This is a genomic window from Streptomyces sp. NPDC058620, from assembly GCF_042717135.1.
In the GTDB taxonomy this organism is placed as follows: domain Bacteria; phylum Actinomycetota; class Actinomycetes; order Streptomycetales; family Streptomycetaceae; genus Streptomyces.
In genome coordinates this window covers 1-20,170 of sequence record NZ_JBHXQO010000012.1, presented here as the reverse complement: position 1 = coordinate 20,170, position 20,170 = coordinate 1, and the positions used below count along the sequence as shown (strand labels likewise).

Annotated in this window: 12 protein-coding genes and 1 pseudogene; 8 read left to right on the top strand and 5 right to left on the bottom strand. The window is 68.3% G+C overall.

Annotated features, from left to right (window positions below; genetic code table 11):
- Positions 1 to 518: 518 nt before the first annotated feature.
- Both ACFWSK_RS14585 and ACFWSK_RS14580 read left to right on the top strand, forming a co-directional pair.
- Positions 519 to 1,973, top strand: a complete 1,455-nt coding sequence (locus ACFWSK_RS14585) for a family 43 glycosylhydrolase (protein ID WP_383785334.1) — start codon at positions 519 to 521, stop codon at positions 1,971 to 1,973.
- 50 nt (positions 1,974 to 2,023) lie between these two features.
- Positions 2,024 to 3,442, top strand: coding sequence for a family 43 glycosylhydrolase (locus tag ACFWSK_RS14580; protein ID WP_383785332.1), 1,419 nt, complete (start codon positions 2,024 to 2,026; stop codon positions 3,440 to 3,442).
- A gap of 104 nt (positions 3,443 to 3,546) precedes the next feature.
- Here the strand turns inward: ACFWSK_RS14580 and ACFWSK_RS14575 are convergent, their stop codons facing one another.
- Complete coding sequence (locus tag ACFWSK_RS14575; protein WP_383784953.1) at positions 3,547 to 5,043, bottom strand: esterase/lipase family protein; 1,497 nt, start codon at positions 5,041 to 5,043, stop codon at positions 3,547 to 3,549.
- A gap of 606 nt (positions 5,044 to 5,649) precedes the next feature.
- Here ACFWSK_RS14575 and ACFWSK_RS14570 point away from each other — a divergent pair.
- From ACFWSK_RS14570 to ACFWSK_RS14560, 3 genes are all read left to right on the top strand, one after another.
- Positions 5,650 to 6,813: a serine hydrolase domain-containing protein gene (locus ACFWSK_RS14570; RefSeq protein ID WP_383784950.1), complete on the top strand. Its 1,164-nt coding sequence runs from the start codon at positions 5,650 to 5,652 to the stop codon at positions 6,811 to 6,813.
- A 461-nt stretch (positions 6,814 to 7,274) separates the two neighbouring features.
- A complete protein-coding gene (locus ACFWSK_RS14565; protein ID WP_383784947.1) occupies positions 7,275 to 8,846 on the top strand; it encodes a PQQ-binding-like beta-propeller repeat protein in 1,572 nt (523 codons plus the stop codon).
- A 195-nt stretch (positions 8,847 to 9,041) separates the two neighbouring features.
- Positions 9,042 to 9,818 (top strand): hypothetical protein, encoded by a 777-nt coding sequence (locus ACFWSK_RS14560; RefSeq protein ID WP_383784944.1) that lies wholly within the window; start codon positions 9,042 to 9,044, stop codon positions 9,816 to 9,818.
- Between the two features lie 145 nt (positions 9,819 to 9,963).
- Here ACFWSK_RS14560 and ACFWSK_RS14555 read toward each other — a convergent pair whose 3' ends face one another.
- On the bottom strand, positions 9,964 to 10,221 hold the full coding sequence (locus tag ACFWSK_RS14555) for a WhiB family transcriptional regulator (RefSeq protein WP_383784942.1): 258 nt from the start codon (positions 10,219 to 10,221) through the stop codon (positions 9,964 to 9,966).
- Positions 10,222 to 10,539: 318 nt separating this feature from the next.
- On the opposite strand from ACFWSK_RS14555, the pseudogene ACFWSK_RS14550 reads away from it, so the two are divergent.
- The 3 genes and pseudogenes from ACFWSK_RS14550 to ACFWSK_RS14540 all read left to right on the top strand — a co-directional run.
- Positions 10,540 to 10,969: pseudogene (locus ACFWSK_RS14550) on the top strand (metalloregulator ArsR/SmtB family transcription factor); the annotation flags it as partial.
- A 978-nt stretch (positions 10,970 to 11,947) separates the two neighbouring features.
- Positions 11,948 to 12,748 carry an alpha/beta fold hydrolase gene (locus tag ACFWSK_RS14545; protein WP_383784939.1) on the top strand — a complete coding sequence of 267 codons (801 nt, stop codon included), beginning with the start codon at positions 11,948 to 11,950 and terminating at the stop codon, positions 12,746 to 12,748.
- Positions 12,748 to 14,016 carry a PP2C family protein-serine/threonine phosphatase gene (locus tag ACFWSK_RS14540; RefSeq protein WP_383784936.1) on the top strand — a complete coding sequence of 423 codons (1,269 nt, stop codon included), beginning with the start codon at positions 12,748 to 12,750 and terminating at the stop codon, positions 14,014 to 14,016. Before ACFWSK_RS14545 ends, ACFWSK_RS14540 begins: the two co-directional genes overlap by 1 nt.
- 135 nt (positions 14,017 to 14,151) lie before the next feature.
- Here the strand turns inward: ACFWSK_RS14540 and ACFWSK_RS14535 are convergent, their stop codons facing one another.
- The 3 genes from ACFWSK_RS14535 to ACFWSK_RS14525 form a co-directional block, all read right to left on the bottom strand.
- Positions 14,152 to 16,578 carry a polysaccharide lyase 8 family protein gene (locus tag ACFWSK_RS14535; RefSeq protein WP_383784933.1) on the bottom strand — a complete coding sequence of 809 codons (2,427 nt, stop codon included), beginning with the start codon at positions 16,576 to 16,578 and terminating at the stop codon, positions 14,152 to 14,154.
- A gap of 254 nt (positions 16,579 to 16,832) precedes the next feature.
- Positions 16,833 to 17,933, bottom strand: coding sequence for a substrate-binding domain-containing protein (locus ACFWSK_RS14530; protein ID WP_383784929.1), 1,101 nt, complete (start codon positions 17,931 to 17,933; stop codon positions 16,833 to 16,835).
- Between the two features lie 1,311 nt (positions 17,934 to 19,244).
- On the bottom strand, positions 19,245 to 20,170 hold a 926-nt coding region (locus tag ACFWSK_RS14525), incomplete at its 5' end, for an IS4 family transposase (RefSeq protein ID WP_383784926.1).

The window sequence follows — 20,170 nt, the reverse complement described above, 5'->3', positions numbered from 1 at the left end:
CCGAAGAACGGCCGAACCGGAGAATCGGCGAACCGGAAATCGGTGAACCGGTGAACCGGTGAACCGGAAAGGGGGCGGCAGGCCACCGGTGGTGGGTGCACTGCCGTTTCGGCTGTGTGACGTCGCGATGCGCGAGTGTCAATCGTCGAGGAGTGCAACGTCAAGAGGTGGAGTGAAATGCACGACGGGTCGGACAACGCGTCGCGGATTGCGCCAAATTCCGTAGGAGGCGCCGGAATTGACGCCTTGTTCGGCGCCTCGGACGAAGTCGCCTGTGAGCTCGCGGTCTCCTTCGCGGTGTTTCTCGCGGTGCCTGTCGCGCGATTCGTCACGTGCTGGCAATCCCGCCGGAACCAAAGCTGTCCGAACCGTTGACGTGTACAGGGCGCGTGCCTATGTTCTGGTCGAAGTTACGCACGTTGTCCGGTATTTCGAACACGCCGTGCCGGTGGCTGCTGTCGGCTGCCAGCTGTCGAAAGGGCTCCGCTTTGTTCCGCACCCGCTACTGGTTCGCCTTCATGGCAGCGCTGCTCGTGATGCTCTCCCCGGTCGCCACGCAGCCGGCCGCCGCCGCCGAAGGACGTCCGTACACGAACCCCGTCAAGTCGGTGAAGGGCGCCGACCCCTGGCTGGAGCACTACAACGGCCACTACTACCTGATCACCACGTCCTTCACCGGCGTACTGACCATGCGGAAGTCGCCCACGCTGGCCGGCCTGTCGACGGCCCCGAGCGTCCAGGTCTGGAGCGACACCACCTCCACCCGCAACACCAACTTCTGGGCGCCCGAGCTGCACTTCGTCGACGGCCGCTGGTATCTCTACTACTCCGCGGGGCAGAGCGGTGTCGCCTGCTGCGACTCCCAGCGCACCCATGTCCTGGAGAGCGCCGGCAGCGACCCCATGGGCCCGTACACCTACAAGAACCAGCTCAGCGGGTCGAACCTCAGCCCCGGGGGCTGGCTCATCGACGCCAGCGTGCTGCGGCACGGCGGCAAGCTGTACCTGCTCGGCAGCGGCTCCGTCAACGGCAGCGCCCAGAGCCTGGTCATCGCCCCGATGAGCAACCCGTACACGCTCAGCGGCTCCGCCTTCTCCGTCATCTCCAGCCCCACCCTGAGCTGGGAGACCCAGGGCGGCACGGTCAACGAGGGGCCGGAACCGCTCTACCGGAACGGCAAGACGTTCGTCGTCTACTCCGCGAGCGCCTGCTGGGGGCCGGACTACAAGCTCGGCCGGCTGGAACTGACCGGCAGCAACCCGCTGCTGGCCTCCTCCTGGACCAAGAAGTCCACGCCCGTCTTCTCGCGGAACGACTCCGCGGGGGTCTACGGCCCCGGCCACAACGGCTTCTTCACCTCGCCCGACGGCACCGAGAACTGGATCGTCTACCACGCCAACGACTCGGCCTCCGGCGGCTGCGACAACGGCCGCACCACGCGCGCCCAGAAGTTCACCTGGAACGCCGACGGAACTCCGGACTTCGGCGCCCCGATCGCCCTGGGCGCCACCCGGCCCGGCCCGTCCGGAGAGACGGCGCTCACGCCGACGGCGTACACGCTGGTGAACCGGAACAGCGGCAAGTGCCTGGACGTCGCGGGCGGCAACACCGCGGACGGCACCAACATCGCGCAGTGGACCTGCAGCGGCGGCGCCAACCAGAAGTGGCGGATCGAGGACCTCGGCGACGACACCAGCCGGCTCGTCAACGTCGCGACCGGCAAGGTCATGGACACGGCCGACTGTTCCGCCGCCGACGGTGCCGATCTGAGGCAGTGGTCGTGGCTGAACAACAACTGCCAGAAGTTCCGGCTCGTGCACACCGCCTCGGGTGACTACGTGCGGGTCGTCAACGAGAGCAGCGGCAAGGTCGCCGACGTCACGGACTGCGGTACGGCGAACGGCAGTGACGTACGGCAGTGGACCTGGCTGAACAACGCCTGCCAGCAGTGGCAGCTCAAGCCGACGGTATGACGGCCATGAGGGAGGGGAAGACAGTGGGACGCGACATCGCAAGGGTGATCATGGCTCTCTTCGCCGCACTGGCCGTGCTGACCAGCGGAACCCCCGCGCACGCGGCCGCGCCCGCATCACCGGCGGTGACCTTCACCAACCCGGTCGCCGAACAGCGCGCAGATCCGCACATCTTCAAGCACACGGACGGCTACTACTACTTCACCGCTACCGTCCCCGCGTACGACCGGATCGTCATGCGGCGGGCCACCACCCTTCAGGGGCTGTCCACCGCCGCCGAGACCACGATCTGGAGCAAGCACACCGCCGGGGAGATGGGCGCGCACATCTGGGCGCCGGAGATCCACTTCATCGACGGCAAGTGGTACGTCTACTTCGCCGCCGGGTCCACCAGCGACATCTGGAAGATCCGGCCGTACGTCCTGGAGACCGGCGCGGCCAACCCGCTGACGGGCACCTGGACCGAGAAGGGCCGCATCGCCCTGCCGCTCGACACCTTCTCCCTCGACGCCACCACGTTCGTCGTCGGCTCGACCCGCTACCTCTCCTGGGCGCAGAACGACCCGGCCGTCGGCGCCGGAACCAACATCTACCTCGCCAGGATGTCCAACCCCTGGACCATCAGCGGCAGTCCGGTGATGATCTCCCGGCCCACCCACGCGTGGGAGAAGGCAGGCCACACGGTCAACGAAGGCCCGGCGGTCATCCAGCGCGGCGGCAAGATCTTCATGAGCTTCTCGGCCAGCGCCACCGACAGCAACTACTGCCTGGGGCTGCTCACCGCAGGCGCCGGCGCCGACCTGATGAACCCGGCCTCCTGGACCAAGAACCCGAATCCGGTCTTCACCAGCAACGCCGCGACTGGTCAGTACGGCCCCGGGCACAACACCTTCACCACGTCCGAGGACGGGAAGTCGGACGTCCTCGTCTACCACGACCGCAACTACAAGGACATCAGCGGCGACCCGCTCAACGACCCCAACCGCCGTACCCGTTACCAGAAGCTCTACTGGAATGCCGACGGCACCCCGAACTTCGGCATTCCGGTCGCCGACGGAGCCACCCCCGTCCGCCTCTCCTCCTTCAACTTCCCCGACCGGTACATCCGGCACTGGGAATTCCGCGCGAAGCTCGAAGCGAACGTCACCAGCCTCGCGGACTCACAGTTCCGCGTCGTCGCCGGCCTCGCAGGCAGCGGCACCGTCTCCCTCGAATCGGCCAATTTCCCCGGCTACTACCTCCGGCACAAGAACCACGAGGTGTGGGTCGAGAGGAACGACGGCAGTACGACCTTCAAGAACGACGCCGGCTTCCACCGCCGCCCGGGCCTGGCCGACACGGCCGCCGGCGTCTCCTTCGAGTCGTACAACTTCCCCGGCCGCTATCTCCGTCACTACGAGAACCTGCTCGTGACGCAGCCTGCGGAGACGACGACCGCCAAGGCGGACGCGACGTTCTACGCCCAGTAGGGCGCGCGTCGCCGTGCCCGGCCGCTCCCGACCGGGAGCGGCCGGGCACGAACGCCCCGGCGGTCAAGGATCAGTCCGTCGGTCCGGACCCGGAGGGCCTGCTGCTACTCCCACGGGGTGACGGTGAGCCGAATCCGGGCCTGATCGCCCAGGATCGGTTTCGCGCTGTCGGGCAGCGGGACACTCGCCACCCACCTGCCCTCGGCCGAGTCCACGTCGGCCAGGGGTGTGCCGCTGGGGTCGTGGTCCCGGATGCTGCCGGGAATGACTGAGTTCCATGCCGCCCACGTGCCCTGGCCGACGTCGATGACGAGGATGTCGTCGAAGTCGGCCGTCTGCTCGAGGTGGTCACCGAAGTTCATGAACCCGCGCCGTTCGTGCAGCGACAGGATCCGCAGATGCATCGCGTATCGCATGGTTCCGTGCCCGTCCTGAGGCCGCAGGCCGGTGCACAGGAACGTGCTCGTGAGGGGGATGTCCGCCAGGGCGTCCGACGGCGGTAGTTGAAGCGGGCACCAGTGCTCGGCCGTCTGCTCGTGAATCACGATCGGCAGCCCCCGTACCGACATGCGGACCTCGGCCTGCCAGGTGGTTCCCTCCTCCGGCGGAAGACGGTAGTCGGCCAGCGTGGCTTCGACCTTGCGGTCGCCGAAGAGGAACCGTCGCAGGTTCTGATAGCCCTCCTCCGAGTTCACGAGACCGTACCGGCCACTGTGGCTGCGGTGCACAAACGCCCTGTGCGCACCCGGCACATAGGCGTTCTCTATCTGTACCAGCCCATCGCTCCGGGGGCCGACGGCGGCGGCGGACAGGCCGAACGCCACGTCGTAGTCCGTGGGGTCGGTCCCGACGAGGCAGAAGACCCGGGGGTGCGGAAATGCCTTGGGGTGTGCCGCGTCGCGCGCGGGCATGTCGCGGGCGCGCCACTCCGACGGACGCCCCTGCGGGTCGTAGTCCGACTTCGGGGTGAGGTACTCGTACATGCGCTTCGGCCCGAAGATCTCGGCCCCGTTGAGCCCGGTGGCGTCGCGCACCTTCTCGAACAGGCCGAAACCGGCGTCGAACGTGATTCCTCCGTGCGGCGATCCATACGTGAAGACCTTGTCCACGCAGTCGGCCGGGTCACGGCCGAGGTCGGGGAGCAGTTTCTGCAGGAGGCAGCGGCAGACGAGTCCGCCCATGGAGTGGGCGACGAGGTGGACGTGGTCGGCTCCGGACTTCGCACGGATCTTGTCGATCAGGCTCAGGAGGTCCGCCGCCGCGTCCTCGATGCGGAATTCCTTCGGCTCGGATCCCCAGGTGCTGGCGGACACGTCGTAGAAACGCAGTACCCAGATCGAGTTGGCGGGAATGCTGTCATGGGCATTGAGGTAGGCATCCTGACCGCCCTCGACCAGAAGTCTGTAGTCGTCGTCGAGGAGGAGACGCAACAGCGGGCTCTCGAACTGGTGGAAACTCGGTTCGTTCCCCGCTCCCACCCGGACATGGGTGGAGCCTTCGTTGAATCCGTAGAAAGGATCCTTGACTGCCTTGTCGATTCCCGAGGTGTCGCCGGCGAATCCTCGGACGTACACGATCGGGATCTTCGTTCTGGTGGGCATGCGGGACCTCGCTATCTCCCCCGTCTGCACATACTCCTCTTTTTCAGGGTAGACCCGGACGGCAGGGCCGGCCAGCAGAGTTGGGAAACGGGCACCGCTGCCATTCCGGCCAGGCATTGCGGATGATCCATCGTCATAATCCCCTTCTGAATTCAACATTCGGCGGAAGGTGCACACGGTGCAATAGCCGTTGCGGGATGATGGCGGACTGGCATCATGAGACCGGCTTCTTCGGCGAGCAGACCAGGGCCGCCTACGCGGCGGAGCAGCAGGCCCAGAGCTACAGCGGCACGGACGCCGATGGCATCCCCGGCTGCACGTCACTCACCGAGCTCGGCCGCCAGGCCGGATTCGCGGTGGACTGCCGGGGCGTTACAGCCTCCTCGTCGAACGCCGGTCGGCTCAGGATCGAGCAGGTCACGTACAACGACCCGAACGACGGCGCGGGCGAGGGGGCGATGGAGGGTTACGCGGGTTCCGTCGCGTCCGCCCTGGGGCCAGCCCCACCTGGAGCTGGGGAGGTAGCACTATCGTCCTGCGCGGTCGCCTCCGGAGATGCTGGGCCCACAAGCAGCTGGTTTCCCGATGATTCCCAGGAGTTGGCTCGTGCGAGAGCAGGCAGGGCAGACGTTTCGTTCCTCCGGGCGGCGGAGTGGTCGGCGCACAACCGTGCCGCTCGCGGCCGCTGTGACCGTCGGTGTCATGATGATGGGCGCCCTGGCCCCGCCCGCGGTGTCCGCCACCGCCGGGCCGGACACCACCCGAAGCGGCCTGAACGCGCTGGTGCACACCGACGGCGTGCCCGCCGCGTTGGCGAGCGTCCAAGCCCGTGACGGCCGCGTCCGCACCTACACCGCAGGGGTCGGCGACCTGGCGACCGGTGCGCAGGTGCCCCGGGACGGTCAGGTGCGCATCGGCAGCAACACCAAGACGTTCACCGCGGTGGTCGTGCTGCAACTGGTCGGTGAAGGGAGGATCGGCCTCGATGCCCCGGTCGACACCTATCTGCGCGGCCTCGGCCGAGGGGACGGGATCGACTGGCACCGCATCACGGTCCGCCAACTGCTCCAGCACACGAGCGGACTTCCCAACTACACCAAATATCTCAGTGATGACATCCGCTCCTACGACCCCCGCGAACTCCTCGACCTCGCTCTCCAGCACGAGGCCGAATTCGATCCCGGGACGGAATGGGCCTACAGCAACACGAACTACGTGGTGGCCGGCCTGATCGTGCAGAACATCACCGGCCGCCCCCTCGCCGAAGAGATCGACCGGCGCGTCATCAAGCGCATCGGATTGCGCCACACCTACTTCCCCGCCCCTGGAGAGGTGGCGATCCGGGAGCGTCATCCCAGGGGTTACTACCAGGATGCGGCAGGCGCGGCACCGATCGACGCCACGGAATGGGACCCTTCCTGGGCATGGGCCGCCGGGCAGCTCGTGTCCACCAACTCCGACCTGAACCGGTTCTTCACCGCGCTGCTGGCCGGCCGCCTCCTCCCGAAGGCTCAGCTCGACCAGATGCGCACCACCGTCCCCGCCAGTTACCCCTTCCCCGCAGGCGCCCGTTACGGGCTGGGCCTCGTGAGCACGCCTCTGTCGTGCGGCGGGGTGTACTGGGGTCACGGGGGCAGCATGACCGGATACGAGACCCGAGGCGGCGCCACCCAGAAGGATCGCGCAGTCAACGTCGCCGTGACCACGCAGCCGAGCCAGGCGACCAGGGAGCGCATGGACGGCATCGTGGACGCGACTCTGTGCCGCTGAACCGCGCCTCCCCGAGAAGTGGCCGGCGGCCACCTTCAACGCTCACCCGGGCCCACCGGGAACGCTCGGCCGGCATGCTTCGCGGTCATCTCCGGCACGGTGCGTGACCGTGCTCGTGACGTAGGGGGCCACGGCCACCCGAAGAAGCCGGCAGTCCTGCCGTGTCCGGAGCGAGCAGACCGACGCGGGTGGCCAGTTCCCGGCCGTGTACGTCGACGGCCGCCTCGATGAGGCCCGCGAGCGCGGCGAGAGCGCCTCGATCAGGACCTCTTTCTCAGGTCCCTGGATTCAGCAGGATTTCATCGGCATTCCAGCGCCTCACGAGAAGGTTCCCCATGGTGCGTCGCGTGCCGGCGAACTGGATTCCCGACTCGCGCAGCCCGGCGCGAGAAGTCGCGACCACCGCGAACACGTGGTCTGCGAAAGCCAGCCAACACGTCGTCGAGAGGGGCCACATCACCATGTCGCGCCCGCCGCAGCCCTGGTACCTGCCGCGCTCACCGCAGCAGCCGGTTCCGGGCAACCCGTACGCCCCGGACGGCTACACCGCGCCGGGGCCGCCTCCCCGCCGGAGGCGCTTCGGCAAGGGGCCGGTCACCGCTACCGTCGTCGCCCTTCTCCTCCTCGCGGCAGGTGGAGGGGGGTATGCCCTCAACGACGGCGGGCAGGACCGGCCCGCAGTGCCCGTGGCGGAGAAGACGCCCCACCCCTCCGGAACCCCAACTGGCCCTCGAACGCCGGTTTCCCCCACCCGCGAGCCGAAGCGGATTGCGACCACGGAGGAGATCAACGCGGGGCGTGCACCGGGGGACGCGACCGCGTGGATCGTCAACGACCGGACCGATCTTCCGGGGCGGCATATCCCGTTCTACGACTTGTGGACCGTCGGCGACACGGTCGTCCAGGCCGTACACAAGAAGGTCACGGCCTACCGCCTCTCGGACGGTGCCGAGGTGTGGAGCGTGCCTCTGCCCGCTCCCGTCTGCGAGACACCGGTGAATCCCGCCCCTGACGGCAAGGTCGTGCTGGTGTACCAAAGCAGCCAGGCCCAGAGCGGGAACCGGTGCAACCAGCTTCGGATGATCGACCTCCGGACCGGGAAGGCCGGCTGGCACAAGGAGCTCGTCGAGACCGGCTCCGGGGACGACACGATCATCGTGAACAGCGCCATGAGCGGTGACACGTTCGCGATCGTCCAGAGCATGAGAGCCGCTGTGTACCGGGTCGGCGACGGTACCAAGCTCTACGACATCCCCATGGAGGACCCCGGGAAGTGCTACCCCGACAACGTGGCGGGCGGCACCCGGCTCCTGGTGAGCTCCATGTGCGCGATCAACGTCGACCGGAGCAAGACCTACAGCCAGCTCCGGGAGATCGACCCGCGTACCGGCAAGGTCCTCTGGCGTTTCCGGACCCGGCCGGGCTGGCAGATCGGCAAGATGCTCTCCGTCGACCCGGTCGTCTTCACCACCCTCCACAACGAGGAGCGCACCGACAACTGGCGGGTCGTCGCCCTGGGGCCCGGCGGGAAGCTCCGTACCACCATCGACGCCAGGCCGAAGGGTTTCACGTACTGCGCCGACACGGGGGAATCGGACAACAACCTCCAGAACTGCAAGGGCACCGCCGTCGACAAGGGCGCCGTCTATCTGGGGGGCACCGACCGGGTCGGAGGCTACGACCTCGGCACCGGTGAGTTCGTCTGGGGCGTGAAGTCGCAGGACAGTACGTTGCACCCCCTGCGCGCGGACGGGGGCGCGTTCGCGCTCGTCTACGAGGCGGCCACGTGGAACCGGCCGGGCGGAATCATCCGGCTCGGCCCGGGCGGGGTGGACACGAAGAAGCGGGTGTCGCAGCATCCCGAATCGGCCCGGGCCCCGGAGTCGGGAATGCTCGCCGGGAGACTCGCCTACGTGAACGGCCGCATCATCATCACGCCGTCGGGCGTGAGCGGCCGCGACGCGCCGCCCGCACCCCGCATGCTGTCCTTCGCCCCCGAGGCCGAGACCCCCGAAACACCCGGCGCTCCGTGAGTGAGCGTCCTGCTCCCTGGTGCTGGGTCCCCGCGCGCGATGGATCACACGGGACGAGGTCAGGCGTACCCGCTTCTTCGTGGTGTCGCGGCGGGGCCGAAAACATGGGGGGCGATTCCCCATGCAGCGGAGCCCTCCCCCGTACCAGGATCGGCCATGGCACCGAGTGGTCGGCCGAGTTGCGGAGGAGGGGCGATGGCGGCGGAGGCAGGGCAAGAGCGGGCCGGAGCTTCTCTGGCGGCGGTCGAGCGGTGGTGGGAGGCCGGGCTGGTCTGCGGTGACGGGGGTGCAGGGCGTCCGGACTGGGCCGCGCTGGCCGAAGAGGTGTCGGTCGCCGCACCCGAGGAAGCCGTGGCGCCCGAGCGGGAGTATCCGGGGCTGAGCGGCTTCGAGTGGGTGCTGCGGCCGTTCACCGTCTGTGCGGGGAATCGGTTGGAGCGGGTCGTGTCGGGGCGGGCGCGGAAGCTCGTGAACATGACTGCCGTGCGGGGTGACCTGGAGCGGCGGCTCAGCGGCAGGCTCGCGCGGGCGGCGGCGCGGACGCTGGTGCTGGAGCTGTACGAGGCCCGGACCGCCGAGCGTCTCGACGGCGACGACTCGCGGGCCCGCTTCCGGGACTTCCTGGGGCGTACCGCGTCCCGGCGCGGCCTGACGGCCCTGCTGGCCGGGCGGCCGGTGCTGGCGCGGATCCTGGGGCGGGCGGCGCTCGATGCGGCGGACGCGGTGGCGGAGGCACTGGAGCGGCTGGCGGACGACCACGCCCGTCTGACCGCCGGTCTCCTGGAGGATAACCACGCCTCGCCCGATGGTCGCATCATGGTTCCCCTTCCTCTCGGTTTTCACGTATTCGTTCCCAGCTCGTCCAACCGCTGTCGCCGCGCTGACACCCTGCGAGGCAGCGCGTTCCGTCTCCTGCCAGGCCGTCTTCCTGCGGTGGGAAGGCTGAGTACGGCAAACGGAGGCGCGAGGTGACCGAGACGAACACGGCCCGCCACCGCCGCGGCGATGTTCCGCGTGCTGGGGTGGAGCTCCGCCGGCCCGCCGGTGATGCGAGACGATCCCGGAGCTGGGGTGGTCTGAGGTGAGCTGAGCTGGGGTGAGTTCAGCAGGGGTGAGTTCAGCTCACCTCGCTCGCCCGGCGGCGCAACCGCCGCTTCAGAGCACGCCGTTCGTCCTCGTTGAGGCCGCCCCACACTCCCGTCAACTGACGGGAGTCGTCCATGGCCCACCGAAGGCACGCCTCGCGCACGGGGCAGCCCCGGCAGACTTCCTTCGCCTCCTCGGCCTGGATCAGAGCGGGGGCACCGGTCCCCACCGGGAAGAAGAGGTCGGGGTCGGCGTTCTGACAGGCTGCGGATGCACGCCAGTTGTCCATCATTCCTCCTGTGGTGTGAGCGTAGAACTCGCTTCTACTCGGCTCACCGGTCATCGGCAGTTGAAACGTCGAGTCACCTTCCATTGAGCGCGAGCCTGCTTCTGTTACGACACTCCGCAAGGTCTCCGCGATCCGCGATCCAGGTGGCGGGCTCCGCGGATGGCGCTCGGCGCCACCTCGCAGTCCCGGCCCCTCGCTCATCCGGACGGGCCATGAGAGCTGCTTCTCGTTCGGATCACCACGAGCGAGTCAGCTCTGGGCTGAGCCAATGCTGTCGACGAGGAGCTGCAAGGCTGCCTGTATGCAGCTCGCCACCGAAACAAACTGCAGGACAAGGGGACCGCCGCCCAAGCCACCGGGGTCACCTTCATACCCAGCGTCTTCGGCAGCCCGCACCTGGTGGTGGTCCACGCGCCCGGGTGGCAGCCGATACTGCAGTACCCCGTGGCCGAGCCGAGTCCGTCGGAGCCTGTATCGCTGGAAGCGGTCACCCCACGGCTGGAGGCACTCGCACACCCGGTTCGGCTGGGGCTGCTGCGCACCCTGGCCGCCCGCGGGCCCGCACACCACCGGTCAGCTGGCCCATGCATGGGAACTTTCAGCCCCGGAGGTTTCCCGCCACCTCGCCGTCCTGCGCCGCGCGGGCCTGCTCACGGCCCGTAGGCACGGTCGTTACATTCGGTACACCCTGAATCTGTCCGATCTGACGACGCCGGGGGCCGACCAGCTGGTGGCCGTACTGCGCTGAGTGGCTTCGGCCCTCAGAATGCGGGCGCGTCGACGGCTCTGTGCGCCCGGGTGTTCAACGCCCACGCCCAGCCCACGCCACCTGTAGCTGGCCCGCGCGGCCAAGCCGGCGTTCAGGGTGTCACCCGTTGGGCTGAGCGGCCGGCGGTCTCGACGACGGCCGGACGCCGTAGCCGTCCGGAGCGACGGGCCGCCCGCGACACGCGTCTACGCGGACACCGAGTCAGGTCTCGGGCAACACGAGCCAGATCTCGGAGAGGGAGAGGCCGTGCTCGCGATTCGCCACCCCGCAGGAACAGCCCAACGTGGTACGACGCCAGTCGCAGGTCACGGTCCATGGGCCGTCCTTGCCGCCGCACCCCGGACAGCCGACGGTCTCTGCCGTCCATACCCCCGGCGCGGGTCTGGCGTGGTGACCAGGGCTTCGCCCGCTTCGGTCGGCGGCGCTGCGCCTTCCGTCGGCACCGTTCCATACCTCGGGGCCGCAGCCGCAGCGGGTGGACTCGGGGCAGCGTGCCAGGGCAGCAGTGCGCGGGCCACGGCGGCCGGGAGACCGGCGGCAGGAGGGCTGACAGCGCCGGCGTCGAGGTGGTGGACGGTGGTCCGGAGTACGCGCTGAAGCCGCCTGTCCCGGTCCGTTGAAGGGGGGAGGGGCTCGGTGCTGCTACCGGCGCTCCGTGTACGTCTGCCATGGCATCCCCCTACTCCCTGAAATTGAGCACGATGGTCGACGTCGGACGGATCAGCCCTGCCCCCGGAGATCCTTGCAGCTCGCGATCGTGCCGACCCCTCTCGTACAGCACCTGTGAGAGAGCGCGAGGTCCCATGTTTCTGGCTTGAACGCCCGCGAGTGGAGCTATCTGCCTTCCGCCTGAGACACCCCTGCGTCCACAGCGGTTACTCAGCGCGATCCCTCGTGGTGGGAGGCCCCTTCCCGGCAGGGCGGGCCGTCAGGTGCCGGGAGTGGCAGGATGTTTTTATGGACGTTCGGAAGAGGAACCGGGTGTCGGTGACGGGCCGGGAGCACGGCCCGGTGGTGATGCTCGCGCACGGGTTCGGGTGTGATCAGAACCTGTGGCGTCTTGTCGCGCCGGAGCTGGAGAAACATTTCCGGGTGGTCCGCTTCGATCATGTGGGGGCGGGCCGTTCCGATGTGTCCGCCTGGAGTGCCGAGCGGTACTCAACCCTGGACGGCTATGCGCAGGACGTGATCGAGATCTGCCAGGAGCTCGGCCTCGGACCCGTGACCTTCGTCGGGCATTCGGTCAGCTCCATGATCGGTGTTCTTGCCGTCGCGCAGGAGCCCGGGCTGTTCGACAGGCTGGTCCTTCTCACCCCGTCGCCGTCCTACATCGATGACGGCGACTACCGGGGCGGATTCAGTGAACAGGACATCGAGGAACTGCTCGAGTCACTGGACAGCAATTACCTGGGCTGGTCCGCGACAATGGCACCGGTGATCATGGGAACCCCGGATCGTCCCGAGCTGACCGAAGAGCTGACCAACAGCTTCTGCCGGACGGATCCGGAGATCGCCCGGGTATTCGCGAGAGTGACCTTCCTGTCCGACAACCGAGCCGATCTCGCCAAGGTGACCGTTCCGACGCTCATCGCCGAGAGCGTGCGCGACACGATCGCCCCCCGCGAGGTCGGAGCCTTCGTCCACGCACAGATACCCGGCAGCGAGCTGGTCACTCTTGACTCGACGGGCCACTGCCCGCAGCTGAGCGCCCCCGAGGAGACGGCCGAGGCGATCATCGCTTTCGTGCAGGGGGCGTGATGGCGGACCCGGACGGCGATGAGACCAACGGGTTGTGGGCCACGGGGGATCGTGACCAGGAACAGTTGCCGTTCTCCGCCCTGCTGGAGGACAGCGCGGAGGACCTGTACGAGAACGCTCCGTGCGGCTACCTCTCCACACTCCTGGACGGGCAGATCGCCAAGGTCAACGGAACCCTGTTGAAATGGCTCGGATACCGGCGCGAGGAACTGGTCGGCCGCAAACACTTCTCCGACCTGCTGACCATCGGCGGCAGGCTGTACCACGAGACGCACTTCGCACCTCTGCTGCAGATGCAGGGCGAGGTCAACGGCATCGCCCTGGAGCTCAAGGCCGCGGACGGCAGCCGGCTGCCCGTCCTGGTCACCTCCACGGTCAAGCAGGACAGCGGCGGCAACCCATTGCTGATCCGCACCACCCTCCTGGACGCCCGGGACAGGCGTACCTACGAGCGGGAACTCCTGCGAGCCCGGCAGGAGGCCGAGCGCGAACGAGCCCGCCTCCAGCGCCTTGCCACGACGTTGCAGCGCACCCTGATTCCGCCGGCTCTCGTTCCGGTTCCGGGCCTGGACGTCGCTGCGCACTTTCACTTCGCCTCCTCCGACGAGGTGGGCGGGGACTTCTACGACCTGTTCCCGCTGGCCGCCGGACGCTGGGGGTTCTTCATGGGAGATGTGCGGGGTAAGGGCGCGGACGCGGCCGTGGTGACGTCACTGGCGCGCTACACCCTGCGGGCCGCGGCGGTCTCCGACCCGGTACCGGCCACGGTCCTGGCCAACCTCAACACCGCGCTCAACAACGAGTTCCACGACGACGAGCCGCGCTTCTGCACCGTGATCTTCGGCCTGCTCACACCCGAGGAGGACGACGTGGGATTTCGTGTCGTCCTGGCCGGCGGCGGCCACCCCCCTGCCGTGCTGCTACGGGCCGACGGCAGTGCCGACTATCTGCCGACGCCCGGCGGTCAACTGGTCGGGGTCGTAGCAGACGCGCAGTTCACCACAACCAGTGTGGATCTGAGACCCGGTGACACGCTGCTGCTCTACACCGACGGTCTCACCGAGGCACGTACCCCCAACGGAGGGGAACGTTACGGCGACGAAGCGCTCCTGGCCTTCGCGCGCGCCCTCGCGCCCACCTCGGCTCCCGGTGTCGTCGAGGCTCTCAACGCGCTCCTGGACTCGTTCGGCGAGGGACTCGACGATGACACCGCGCTCCTGGCGATGGGCGTGCCCCGGGGCGTACCCCGGCCGGTCGGCGAGCAGTGACGAAAGGGGTCAGGAGCCTGGGCGAGGAGCCGCCGGTTCCGGCGACGGCCGCCTGATCGGCAGACCTGTCGAGCGGGCAGGGAACGGGGGAGGGGGCGGTGGCCCGTCGTCGGTGGCGGGCCACCGCCGTACGGTTCAGCCGAGTCGGACGGTGATCTTCTGCGGGGCGCCCGCCTGGCCTGTGAGGTCGCCGAACGTCAGCTTCAGCGACGGTCCGGCGGTGGCGCCGACCAGGGTGGACGGCTTGGAGAGCACCTTGGAGACCCGCCGGTTCCAGACGACTTCCAGGGAGACGGCCTCCCTGGCGGGGTCCGAGACGACGATCGTCGCGGTGCCGTTGCCGTGTTCCCTGACAAGGACGGAGGCGGGTGCGTTCGAGGCGATTCTGTCCACGGCGCCGGCCGCCCAGAAGTTGACCGCGGTGAAGCCGAGGCGGCTCACCCGTACCGCCTGCTGACGGTCCGAGTTCGCGAGGATCCTGAGCCAGCCGTGGTCGCCGGCGCGCCGGGCCGTGGTCCTGGCGCTCGCACCCGGCATGAGGATGTACGCGTAACGCCCGTCGACGGGGTCGGGGCCGTGGTCGGTGAACAGGGTCACGTAGCGGCGGGTGAGCGGGTCGGCGGGCCCGCCGGTGTTGATGTCCTTCCAGGCGCCGGTTCGTTCCTCGCGTACCGCGCCGAGGTCGGCTCCCCCCGGGAAGACGTAGCCGGCCTGGCCGGCGATGTGCGCCCACTCGGCGTTCTCGAAGGTGGCCGTCCAGCCTTGTGCCGTCGGCTGGGTCCTGCCGTCGACGGTCAGGGCCGGCGCACCGCTGGAGCCGAGGTGGCGGTTGTCGACGGTGGTCTCGACGGGGTACCCGTCGGCGGATGTGATGCCGGCGCCGAGGCAGACGATGGAGTCGTCCAGCCAGAACCAGGACTTCTTGGCTTCCATCGTGCCGGCCAGGCCCTTCAGGTGCTGGCCGGTGGCGCCGAACTCGCCGTCGGTGGTGCCGCCGACCCAGGCGGCGTCGGGCATCGGCTGTCCCCAGTTGCCCCCTTCGCCGTCTGCGAGCGGCTTGCGGGATGCGGTGATCCCGGGCAGACGGTAGGGGTCGACCGTCGGCCAGTAGGCGTCGGAGTACTGTTCGAGGCCGAAGTCGCTGCCCCACCAGGAGAGCCACCCGGCGCCCGTGTGGTAGCCACGGGCGTTCTCACCATTGCCGAACTCGTAGTGCGCAATGCGCTTCGAGGCCATGGAGACCGATGCGGCCCAGCCGCGGCGGCGGTGCGTGGCACGGTCCATGTTGTGGAACAGCCGGTGCTCGACAGGCTCGGGAGTCGCCGTGACGGACGCGTCGTCCTGCAGGCTCTGCAGCAGCGACGCCCGGATCAGGCTCAGGCCGGGGTTCTTCAGCGCCGGGTAGTAGTAGTCGCGCAGCATCCAGCCCTTGACCATCGCGCGCCAGCGGGCGTTCTCCTCGGGGCTCGCGCCCTGGCCGAGCAGAACGAGGGTGGCGAGGAGGCCGTGGGCGCGCTGATGCTCGTTGCCACCGTTGCGGCTGATGCCGCGGGATGTGACGTTGTCCATCATCAGTCCGTTGTAGATGAACGGTGCGACTGCCTTCTCGACGGTGTCGAGGAAGAGCTGGGTGTTGGGGTCGTTCAGCTGCCAGGCGGATCCGCGTAGCAGCGCGAGCAGACGTCCGACGCCGTCATGAAGCACCGCACCGTATCCGCCGATGTAGGGGACGTTGCGGTGCTGGATGAACGAACCGTCGGAGTAGAAGCCGTCTCCCGAGGTCACATAGGGGAAGACCGGGGCCAGCGCACGGGCGGCGAGCGCGACCTTGTCCGGGTTCTCGCCGACGATGCCGCGCAGGATGATGCTCCGGCACAGGTCGACACGGTTCGCGCCCGTGCTGGTGCCGGTGTACGCGGCCACCGCCGAGTCGGGGACGAAATGGTCGACGGCCCTGCAGAAGGCGTCCTTCCGGTCTGCCGACAGTTGGTCGTGGAGGAGCACGCAGGTGTCCATGAGTGCCTGCGCGCCGCCGATCTGCCAGTTCCACCAGTTTCCGTACCGGGTGGTGTTCTCGTTGTAGACCTCGGCGTGGACGTGGTCGAGTCCCGCGACGATCGCATGGAGCAGTACGGTGTCACCTGTCAGCCCGGTACCGGGCTGACAGAAGGCCTGCGCCATCACATTCAGCCTGTTGTAGGTGTCGTTCATACGCGCCGAGAAGGCGTACGACTCCGCGTCGAGGTCGGGCTCCGGGTCGCTCCACACCAGCCCCGGCCAGAGCGAACCACTCGCCGGAGCCATGGTCGACAGGTAACCCCGCGCGGACGTGCCGAGGTTGGCAAGCAGTGTCTTGAACGGCTCGGCGGTTGGGCTGAACCCGGTGCCCAGGAGGAGGTCGCGCCATTTCGCCCGCAGGGCGGCGAACTGCTCGTCCGTGGCGACTGTTTCACCGGCGACGGCGACGGCGGGGCGGAGCGTCAGTCCTGTGAGCCCCGCGGCGAGGGCGGTGCCCCCGGCGGCGTGCAGGAAGGCGCGGCGGTGCCAGGCGAAAGCAGTCATGGAGGACCCAATCCTTGTGGGGATGCCTTGGCTGCCGGACTCCCGGTCCGACGCCTGGTCATCCTCGTCGTGGCTGCGTCGGCCGATGCGGAGCCACGATGCGCGCGGTGCGGCGCATCGGAAGGCTTCGCAAGGTGCCGGACATCTTCAGATCGGACCGCGGTGAGCGGTCTTACTGGTTGGCCAGACTGGGATTTCGGCTTCCCGAAGTCAACACTCGACGTTCAATCGGTCAAGAAGCGGTCATCCGATGGTCAGTCGGATGGGTGGGCTCCGCACGACTCCCGCACGCGCAGCTGCGGCATCAGCTCGATGTGTGAGCTCTCCGACCCGGGTTCCCCGAGCCGGCGCAGCAGGAGTTTCACGGCTGCTTCGCCCATCGCGTGCTTCGCGGGCGCGACAGCGGTGAGCCGTACATCCGCCAGCCCGGCCAACTCGTCGTCGTAGCAGACGATCGCGAAATCCTCGGGTACGCGCAGCCCTCGGACTGTCAGCCGCTGGAGCAGATTGATCGCGTCGGCGTCGGTGTGCACGATCGCGGCCCGCACCCCGTCGGATTCGGCGAGGTCGAGCAGCCGGTCCGCGTCCTGCTCGAAGGTTTCGAATCCGCCGGGACCGGTGGACCCGAGCGGGGACAGATCGTCCTCGGGGAGGCCGAGAGAGGTGATCGCGGCGCGGTACCCGCGCCGGATGTGTGGGCACGAGTGCGTGGTCCGCGACAGCAGGGCTATACGGCGATGACCGAGGGCCGCCAGATGACGCACACCGGAGGCTGCGCCTTGCGCATGGGCGGAGCTGACCCGGTCGCCCTCTGCCCCCGGTGCGCCCATCGGAACGTGCCGCTCCACCAGTACTGCGGGCACCGGCAGATCCGCGAGCTGCTGCAGGTCGCCTGCGTCCGGCCCTTCGACACCCCAGCTGGGGGTCAGGAGCAGACCGGTGGCGCCGGCCTCGACGAGGGTCTTGATCCGTGTCGCGTCCTGGTCCCTGCGGTAGTCGGTCGTTCCGACGAGCAGCCGCGCGCCGACGGCCGCGGCCGCGTCGCGGGCGCCACGGATGACCGAGGGGTAGAAGTAGCCGGCAGCCGGCACCACCATTCCGAGCATGAGTCCGCCCGGCGCCGGCGGGGCCGACCGGGCGAGACGCGTCTCGCGCGGGCTGAGCCGGGCCGTCGGCCAGACGGCCGATCCGTGCAGTCGCCGTATGAGCCCCACGTCGGCGAGTGCGGCGACGTCCCGCCTGGCCGTTTCCACGGAGGTTCCGAGTTCGGCGGCCAGTTCGGCTATCCGTACGCTCCCGTGCTCCCGCACGAGCCGGAGTACCCGCTTGTGCCGCTCGTCCACGCGCTCGCGCATGCGCTCGTTCCTCTCCGTCCCACCGCACGGTCCGACTCCCGGCCGCCGCGGCCTGTCCAGCCTGATTCCGCGCTCCATGACCGCATGATGTCCGCGGGGAGCCCGGCCCGGGGCCGTCGAACGCCATTGTGATCGTATTGATCGAGGCGGAGCGCCCCTTGACGGCGAACCGACCTGCGGACCCGTTGTCCTGACAACCCAGGCCCGTAACGCGACCACCGCTACGGGAGATTTCACGAAAGAATCGTTCTGTGAGTGACGAGGGGGCAGGAGAATCGTTCCTACGACCATGAGTGCACCTGATGCTCCAACGGTAACTGGCAGCGGTGGTTCCGCATCGCTGGTCCCCGGAGGCCAAGCGTGTAAGCGAATGGGGACGGTCCCGGGGCCCAGGCGCGTCCGCCCTGCACCTCGCGCCATGTTGCCGCATATACAGCAGATTGTGACCAAAAGTGAGGCGGAGGCGGCACCGTTGTACGCGGAGATGATGGGCCTGTGGTCCGCCTGCGGTAACACGCTTCCCGGTGTGCCGGACCCTGAGTGGCGCCGCCTGATCTCACTTCGACACCTCCAGGAAGAAACGGAGCGGACGCTGCGGATGCTTCGCTTGCAAAGCAATCGATCAGTGGGAAACTGAAATCGTCCAATAGGAGCTTGGCGCACTCGGCTCGGTTCCATGACGTCCGTTCGCTCACCGCCTCGCTGCTCGATCTCGCTTCCTGCCGCAGGGAAGGTCCCAGCCGTACCAGCGCCACTCCGCGTTCCTCGGGGATCGGCGATCGGACCATGCGACGCCCTGAGTTCGTCCGGGCCGGGACTCGCTTTGAGTCGTTCCCAGCGACTCGCGGACTAACGGCGTGGTGCCGGGCCGATGCGCAGGTCCGGCGGGAATCCGGGCCGGCCGAGCATTGCCAAGATGTAAAGGTTCGGGTGACGTGCCTCCATCAACGTCAGCCTCGTCGCTCCGCACCGAAGCTGCCCCACCCGGTCAGTGCTGCCCGACACCACGGCGAACCATGCGGTCCAGTCTGTTACCCACATGCGCAATCACGCTCTCGCCGCAGGATCAGGACAGGACCGCAGCCCGGCGTCAGCACGCCCTCACACGGTCTAGTCCCAATACCGGTGATTTAGGTGCTCTTCTGGCGTCTGCTGGTTGCTTTGGTGGGTGGGACGAGTGTGATGGCCCTGGTGGGTGGTTGGGGTGGGTTGCGGTGGTGGGTGTGTTTGAGGTGCCAGTTGCTCATCTTGCGTTTGATGACGCGGGGGTTGGAGCGTTGTCTTCGGGGTGGGAGAAGTCGTTCCAGCAGTTCATGGGTGGTGTGGGTCAGGGCTCGGCTGAGTCGTGAGGGGGGAAAGTGCCGCTTGGTCGGTGACGTGGCGGCGGGCGATGCGAAGGGTTCGGGTGAAGGACAGCCGATCGGGGTCGAGGCCGGCTTGGTGAGCTGTGTGGTGCATGACGTCGCGTAATGCGTGGTGCACGAGTAGGAAACCGTAGATTTCCTGCTCGACGCCATCGGGGTATTGCGATCGAAGGACCAGCTGGCGGCCACCTTGGTGGGTTTTGATCTCGTCCAGGGTGTTCTCGATCTCCCACCGCTGGTGGTAGAGGTTCGCAAGGTCGTTGGCGGGCGCCTGGTCCGGGTCGCAGATGGTCGTGATCAGCCGGTAGACCGTCTCGTCGCCGGCTCGGCCGAGGGTGTATTCGATGACGCGGATCCGGGCCGGATTACGGCGGTGACGGTCGCCGGTTGCCACGATCTCGGACAGGTAGGAGCCGTCCTCGAAGGCTTCGGGGAACGGGAGCACAATGTTCTTCCGGACGCGCCACAACAGGTCCGCCCCTGTGTCTGAAGCGGCCTTCCACAGCTCGAAGCCGGTGATGCCGCGGTCGGCCATAAGGAGGGTCCCCGGCTCGAGCCGAACCAGCAGGGCGGGGATGAGCTGTTGCTCGTGAAGCGAGAGCGGACCGGTCGCCGCGGCGAACACCGCGTGCGTCCCGCACTCCACCAGGGCGGCAACCCTCACCTGCGGATATGCACTGCGCTGCGGTCCCCGGCCGGAGCCGGGACGGCCGAAGAACGTGCTGTTCGCCTCGGTGTCCGGGACATCGAAGACAGTGCCGTCCACGGCCACCAACCGCCACCCGCGATACCAGGAGCCGGCCGTGTCCGGGGCGGCCACCGGCCGGCACACCCGCGCGAACAGGGCCTTCAACGGCTCCGGCCCCAACCGCC